The following is a 7591-nucleotide window of genomic DNA, read 5'->3' as shown; positions in this document are numbered from 1 at the left end:
AAGGCAGAAGCTGGCTTTAGTAGCTGCTTAAACCTCTATTTTTGATGTCAGTTAAATATGGGGGGATTACCAAAGCTATGGGATTCCCGACGGCATCGCAAACCGTATGATTTAGTACTTAGCCAGCCTTGCTTTAACTTCGCTTAAAATGGGGTGGTTTTACTTTTCGTCTCCAGCGTATCTTTAGTGACAGGTTGTTCTTTTGGTAGTCTAAAAAACCGTGGTTGAGGATAATGAATCTTCTCTGCAGATGATTTGTCTTTCGTTGTACGCTTGTCCCTCTCAAATTCAAATACAAAGTGTGATTTTACTTCTAATTTAGAATCTTTTTCCAAATGCGTTTCTAACATTATTTGTTGTTCGCGGGATAATGCCACCTTCATGACCTCAGGCAATACTTCAATGGCTTGCTTAGGGTTTTTTCTTAACTTTAATCCATGTAACATACCCCATTTTAATGGATCTTTTTCTTTAATTGCCGAGTCTAAATTTTCTGTCAGTTGATGCGTTAATGCAATATGAGACGCGTGAGCTATTTTTAATAGGACCGCTTGTCGTTCAGGAGCGAGTTTGCAAAAAAGCTTAACCATGTCATGGGTATAATTCAGATCATTATCTTTATGTAAAATCTCTACACTACGTCTTTCCAAATATTCAATAAGCTTGATTTCATTGACATTTTCGCAAAGGAGCAATTTTAGAAATTCGGTATCACCATAAGCACTTTTTTTCACATTTGGATTTGGAAAAAATTCGCCGAGAGAACCATCTTTTTTCACTTCCCTGGCACCGATTATGCGATCAGGCGATAAAAAAGGTAGCATATATTCCATTGCAGCCTCAGCATTACTGCGTTCTATGCCCATTCCTTTATCAACTTTTCCATCATAACCTACACCAAAGCTAATATGACGGGCAATGGATGCTGCTTCATCACATGCATACACGTAAATATAGCCGTCTTGCATACCATAACTCGCAGCAAAATCAAAGGCAGCACAAAATTTTAAATTGGCAGAAGTTGACGCAATACCCCCAGACCAACCAATTTTTTCACCTGTTGTTTCAAATACGTCATTGACGTAGGGTTTACTAATGACGCCTGATTGGAAAGCCCACATGCTGACGAATTGAGGGGCTAATCCTTCTTTAAAAGCCACCTCTGGTTTTCCATAATCCCCCTCTGGACGAATGGTTCTGAATTGCATTTGGCCATCACGGTCAATAAATTTGGCATTATATTTTGAATTTTCCAGACTTTGCCTAATGTAAGCAACACGGTTTTCTCTAAATTCTGTGGATGTAACCATTAAGGTATTAGCCAGGGTATTTACAATATTTTTTGCGTCTTTGATAAATTGTTCTTTTTCCAGAATTTCTTTGGGATGCTCAACTTTTTCACCGGATTTTTTACGCAGACTAATTTTTTTGCCTGGTTCTGAATCAAAGTACTCTTTTACTTCTTTTTCATAGGTGTCATAAATCTCAGGGTCACCACTGGCAAGGCGAATGGCTTCTTTGGCATCCGCTTCAGCGCCTTCAAAATCAGAAATTAATTTACTGGCTGCCGAGACAATCATTTTCTCTGCTTTAAGTTGATTATTAATGTATCGATTTAGCTCATCCATAACCTGATTAAGTTTTGTTCTATTTTCATCCGTTTTCTCGGTGTGCCAAAGGTAAATTTCGTCGGAATTACCATGAACAAGTTTAATCGCTTCGTCATATAGCTTATCCAGTGCTTTCCCTTCGTATTTCTTGGACACTATTTTTTGAATGAGCTTCGTTAATTTTACACGTTCAGAATAAGTTAAATTTCCCATATAACGCTTGATCTTGAAAAATATACAAAGTGTATCACCAGCACATTAAGTGATTATTAATGTGTCATTTTGATTGACGTAAATTTTATGCAAATATTTCGTTGGGGAAGTGACTTGTTCTACTGGATAAGACACCAGTAAGGTTAATCTTGCCGAAGCGCTTATGCGAGCTTGAAACAAAGAACCAGAAGCTGAAAAAAAAATTCTTGCAGAAAAACGGCTGGAGAATGAACCCCTAACGGTGTTGTCAAAAAATGGTAAAGCCTGCCAGCAAGACAAGTGTGGCGAAGCATTTAGTCCTCTTTGCCCAATGGAAATATATTGAGCAATAGTAGCCAGATAATATCTGCCTTGGTCATTTGGCTTAATTGATGACACGCCCTAGACTAATAGTATGGATCTTTGACAGCGGATAACGACGATGAAAACACGCGCTGTGTACATTTCAGGGAGTGCCCGCATTCCCTTTGTTAAATCGATGACCGATTACAGGGCGGTGCAGACGCAGGATTTAATGATTGCCTCCCTGCAGCGGCTGGTCGATCAGATGCAGTTAGGCGGCCGAACGGTCGGCGATGTCGGCCTTGGTGCAGTTATTAACAGTTCCATGAACTGGAATCTGGCCCGCGAATCGGTCCTCGGCACTACGCTCAATGCGGATACGCCTGCTTATACTCTGCAAAGAGCCTGCGGTACAAGCCTTGAAACAACATTGCAAATTGCTTTAAAAATCGCCAATTATCAAATGGATGACGGCATTGCCGGCGGCGTTGACTCCAATAGCGATCTGCCGGTGATGTTCCGTCAATCGTTTACCCGTATTCTTCTTAAACTCAATGAAGCCAAAACACCATTGCAAAAGGTCAAAGCCGTGCTATCGTTTAAACCCAGCCACTTCAAACCGCAATACCCGTCTGTCAAAGAGCCTCGCACTGGTCTATCCATGGGCGAGCACACCGAAAAGATGGTCAAACAATGGCAAATAAGCCGTAACGAACAGGACCAACTGGCGTTGGCAAGCCATCAAAAGGCTGCCCGTGCCTATGAAGAGGGTTTTTATGATGATCTGATTTTTGATTTTAAGGGCTTACACCAGGATGGTATTCTTCGTCCAGACACCACGCTTGAAAAACTTGAAAAGCTCAAGCCGGCTTTTGACAAAACAGCGGCCGGTACCTTAACCGCCGGCAACAGCACGCCGCTGACCGACGGTTCTGCCGCGGTGTATTTAGTCAGCGAAAGCATCGCCAAACAATACCATCATCCCCTGCTGGCTCGCTTCGTCGATGCGCAAGTTGCCGCCGTGGATTTTGTTCATGGCGAGGGGCTGCTCATGGCGCCTACCCGTGCTGTTTATGAATTATTGTACCGCAATGGGCTTGCCCTGCAGGATTTTGACTTTTATGAAATCCATGAAGCCTTTGCCGGTCAGGTGTTATGCACCCTGAAAGCCTGGGAATCCGACGACTATTGCCGCAATGTCCTGAAAGCGAAACACGCCTTAGGACCCGTTGATCGAAGCAAAATGAATATCAAAGGAGGAAGCCTGGCGCTTGGACATCCATTTGCGGCCACCGGGGCGCGCATTGTTGGTACTCTCGCTAAATTACTGCATCAAAAAGGCAAAGGTCGCGGCTTGATTTCCATTTGCACCGCAGGCGGGATGGGGGTAGCTGCCATTCTGGAAGCCGTTTGATCCCGCATCTACACCCAATTGTCCATCCTGGGTTCGGCCACCAAATCATCGTCGACTGCCTCTGGAGATTTTACTTTACCGAGTTTGTAGCCATCATGAATGGCCCTCAATTCTTCAAGGCAGGCGGGTGATTTTTGAAACCCAAACCGCCTGGCGATGGAAGCTATCTGCCGCATTTCATGAATTTTTGCCTCTGGAGCCTTCACCTGAATCGATTGAGTTGCCTCGTCAGGATCCTGGCTTTTGAGGAGCACCTCGCGCTTGGATAATCCCTGGTAACGTTCGCGGTACTCGTCCCCTGATAAAGGCAGGTAAGGCTTATCTTTTAGCAAAACCCGGGTTGCAAAATGATAATCGCCCAGATCCTGAATGCTCATCTTTGCACTCATTTCCTTACGGTAAATATCGCGTTCAGGATTTCTCGGCAACAAGGGATCATGGCATTCGGCGATGGTCGGTTTATTTAAGCCTGCAAGGGTTTGAATACTCTGGATGACACAATAGCTTAAAAAAGCCATAAACGGCACGGCAGCCAGAGCTAAAAAGAATACTGGCGTCATCAAGGGTACGAAAACAGGAATTAGAGGAACTATCAGCATGGCAGCGCTAATCAAAACCATCCCGGTGCCCAACAAAGCCCTGACCCATACCGGACGCTCTGAAACCCAATTTAAAAATGAATTAAATTCACCCCGCTTGCGGTTGGTGAAATCATCGTAAATCAGTGTAAGCAGCAAGTCTGTGAAATAGCTCCATATCACCGCTGAAATGAGCGCGCTGGCGAGCAATCCAAGGATAGCGGGACCAGGGATGAACAAGGCGGGAACCAGGGCTGGAAATAAAAGAAACAAGGCGAAAAAACCAAGCCCAAGACCCACTTGCCGCTTGTGTGCCCAGCCATACCGCAGGGCCGGCAACACCCCATAGCGAAAAGGCACCAGCACTGAATAATAAAACACACCGCGCAGCAACGTATATAGCCAGAAATTACGCTTCCTGCGTTCCTGATTGTCCGCTTTGGTATCCACACCAACAAATTGAGTGTCTTCATAACCAGAATAAATCATGGCGTGATCCGTCAGGGGATTCAGTTTCTTTTTGCGTTCATCGGAGGGAATGACGTGGACAATGTCCCAGTCTTCTTTCCATTCGCCGAATTTGGAGATGGGATCATCGCCTTGTTTGTACACATAAACTCTAAGATTTTTATTGGTTTTACGGATTTCTTCCCAGCGATCGTACTGGCTTTTTTTAAGCCAGGATTTATAGAGTCCCGGAGGATTGAACGCATCAACCCGTTGCAATTTATCGCCCTGATCAATGGCCAGTAATAATGACAGCGCCCCCCCGAGACTGGTTCCGCAGACGCGTGCTTTCCTGTCCTGACGGTTAAGCCAGCGCACAATGTTATCGCGCCCGTTGCGGTAAAGCTTTTTTCCGGCGGTTTCAAAGCCTTCCAGATCGGTATTCAGTTGCGATACAAATCCCTGACCGGCTGGATAGGTTGTTCCCATAAAAATAAGGTGCGGATCGGCATCCGGGTGATTGATGGGTTCAAGACCGTAAGCAAATACCCGGTCCTGTTCGCTTAAAAACAGTTTTTTAAAACCGGAAACCGGGGTCAACTCAATGGGAACAACCTTGTAATGAACCATCTGCCAGCGTTTGTTAATCCACTGAGGAATGGTAAAACATTCATAAGGCGTAATATCACTAAAAGGCAAGAGGCTTAAACACTGGCTGATATAAAGATCGGCCTGGCGCTGCTTTAAAGGATCGAGCTGCTTTCCCTGCAGCTGTTGAAACAGATGATCAAACCCCTGCTGGAAGGCAATGCGCATGGCCCGCATTAACTCCTGATCGCGGGACCAGAAGATGGCTTTTAATACTTTACGGTTGAGCAGGGTTTTGACCTCATCCTGCCATCCCATGGTCAGGATGCGCAGAGCGTTGCGGGCGACAGCCAGCGCGGCCTGCCTGCCGTCAAGCCCCTCCAGGGGCTCCAGTTCAGCGCTTTCATAAAAATTCAAGCCCAAGCCACCTGCGTATAATTCGCCGTCCTGCATGTTGCAACACTCCTTTTAATCCGTCCCGGATACTGCCCGTCTCATCATACAACAAATGTTTTTTTAATTTAACACGCTCAGGTTGAAGCATTTCGGCCTTATCGTTTCGTCTGACAAAAGCTTGCTATTCAATGGCATTAAGGTAATCTTTTACGATTTTGCTGAAAGAAGGAATTTGGTATGGAACACGAAACAATGGAATACGATGTGGTCATTGTCGGTGCGGGTCCTGCTGGATTATCTGCCGCGATTAAACTCAAACAATTGGCTGCCAGCCAAAATAAAGACATTCGTGTCTGCGTTCTTGAAAAAGGGGCACAGGTAGGAGCTCATATTCTTTCAGGTGCCGTGCTTGAACCCCGAAGTCTCAAAGAGTTACTGCCGGACACCTGGCAGGAAGCGCCTTTAAATACGGCTGTCACTGAAGATGCTTTTTATTGGCTGACCAGCAAGCGTGCTTTTCGCATGCCGACGCCAAAACCGATGAAAAATCACGGCAATTACATCATCAGCCTAGGTGAACTCTGCCAATTTTTAGCCGTGCAGGCTGAACATCTGGGGTGCGAAATTTATCCTGGTTTTCCAGCGTCTGAAATCCTCTATAATACCCATGGTCAGGTCATTGGCGTGGCGACTGGGGATGTCGGTGTTGACAAGAAAGGCAACAAAACCAGCAATTACCAACCCGGCATGCATCTTTATGCCCGACAAACCCTGTTTGCCGAGGGTTGCCGAGGCCAGTTGAGTCAGAATCTCATGCATCGCTTTCAGCTGCGTGACCAATGCCAACCCCAGACATATGGCATAGGCCTTAAGGAAATATGGCAGGTCAAACCGGAAAACCACCACCCCGGCAAGGTCATCCATACCGTTGGCTGGCCTTTAGACAATGCCACTTATGGTGGTTCATTTATTTATCACATCTCCGATAACCGGGTCGCCCTTGGTTATGTCATCGGGCTCGACTACCAAAATCCCTGGCTTAATCCATTTGCTGAATTCCAACGCTTTAAAACCCATCCTTTTGTTCGTAAAATCCTCCAGGATGGTGAACGCATCAGCTACGGCGCGCGTGCTTTAAATGAAGGCGGCTGGCAATCCATTCCCAAATTAACCTTCCCGGGCGGGGCGCTTATCGGTGATGCCGCCGGTTTTTTAAATGTACCCAAAATCAAAGGGACGCATACCGCCATGAAGTCAGGCATGCTGGCCGCCGAAGCCTGTTTTGATGCCTTGATGGCAGACAACACGGGGCAGGATGAACAGACAGAATTAAAGGCATATCCTGAAAAGCTCAACCAATCCTGGGTAACCAATGAATTATATGCGGTAAGGAACATCCGTCCCGGATTTAAGTTTGGCCTGGTTTTCGGTTTGGCTAATGCGGCCTTTGAAACCTATATCACTTATGGCAAATCACCCTGGACGCTTAAACACCATGCGGATTATGCAAGCTTGTTGCCGGCCGCCAAAGCCAAAAAAATCGTTTACCCCAAGCCCGATGGCATTTTAACCTTCGATCGCTTAAGCTCGGTCTACCTGACCAATACTTATCATGAAGAAAATCAACCCTGCCATCTGAAATTACGTGATCCAGCCTTAGCCATCGCCGTTAATTATCAGGAATACGCATCGCCCGAAAGCCGCTACTGCCCCGCAGCAGTTTATGAAATCGTCGAGGATGAAGCGGGCCCGCGGCTGCAGATTAACGCACAAAACTGCATTCACTGCAAAACCTGCGATATTAAGGACCCGCGCCAGAACATTGTCTGGGAAGCGCCCGAGGGCGGCGGCGGCCCCAATTATCAATCCATGTAGGGCATAGCGGGAGTGTTGTTATTTACACCCCGAATAAGGTAGACTTGCTCACTTAAGTCCCGGTGGCACAGCTGGATAGCGCAGCCCCCTCCTAAGGGGCAGGTCGGAGGTTCAAATCCTCTCCGGGACGCCAATTGAATCAATGGGTTAGCAAGACAAAGGGGGGGCGAATTCGGGGTCTTTCCCAA

Annotated in this window: 4 protein-coding genes and 1 tRNA gene; 3 read left to right on the top strand and 2 right to left on the bottom strand. The window is 46.3% G+C overall.

The features are described from left to right. Window positions 1–143: 143 nt before the first annotated feature. Window positions 144–1823 (bottom strand): hypothetical protein, encoded by a 1680-nt coding sequence (locus Lery_RS14690; protein ID WP_058528007.1) that lies wholly within the window; start codon window positions 1821–1823, stop codon window positions 144–146. Between the two features lie 421 nt (window positions 1824–2244). On the opposite strand from Lery_RS14690, the gene Lery_RS14685 reads away from it, so the two are divergent. Next, the gene (locus Lery_RS14685; protein ID WP_058528006.1) at window positions 2245–3519 is read left to right on the top strand and encodes an acetyl-CoA C-acetyltransferase; all 1275 of its coding nucleotides are present in this window, start codon (window positions 2245–2247) and stop codon (window positions 3517–3519) included. An 8-nt stretch (window positions 3520–3527) separates the two neighbouring features. Here the strand turns inward: Lery_RS14685 and Lery_RS14680 are convergent, their stop codons facing one another. Continuing rightward, entirely contained in the window at window positions 3528–5585 is a 2058-nt protein-coding gene (locus Lery_RS14680; RefSeq protein WP_058528005.1) for an MFS transporter, read from the bottom strand. A gap of 180 nt (window positions 5586–5765) precedes the next feature. Between Lery_RS14680 and Lery_RS14675 the strand changes: the two genes are divergently transcribed. Further along, window positions 5766–7403, top strand: a complete 1638-nt coding sequence (locus Lery_RS14675; protein ID WP_058528004.1) for an electron transfer flavoprotein-ubiquinone oxidoreductase — start codon at window positions 5766–5768, stop codon at window positions 7401–7403. A 56-nt stretch (window positions 7404–7459) separates the two neighbouring features. Then, window positions 7460–7536: transfer RNA gene (locus Lery_RS14670), tRNA-Arg, on the top strand. The last annotated feature ends 55 nt before the right edge of the window (window positions 7537–7591 follow it).

It is taken from the genome of Legionella erythra, assembly GCF_001467615.1.
Taxonomy (GTDB): Bacteria; Pseudomonadota; Gammaproteobacteria; order Legionellales; family Legionellaceae; genus Legionella_C; species Legionella_C erythra.
The sequence above is the reverse complement of the archived record's forward strand: the minus strand, read 5'-3'. Positions and strand labels throughout refer to the sequence as shown.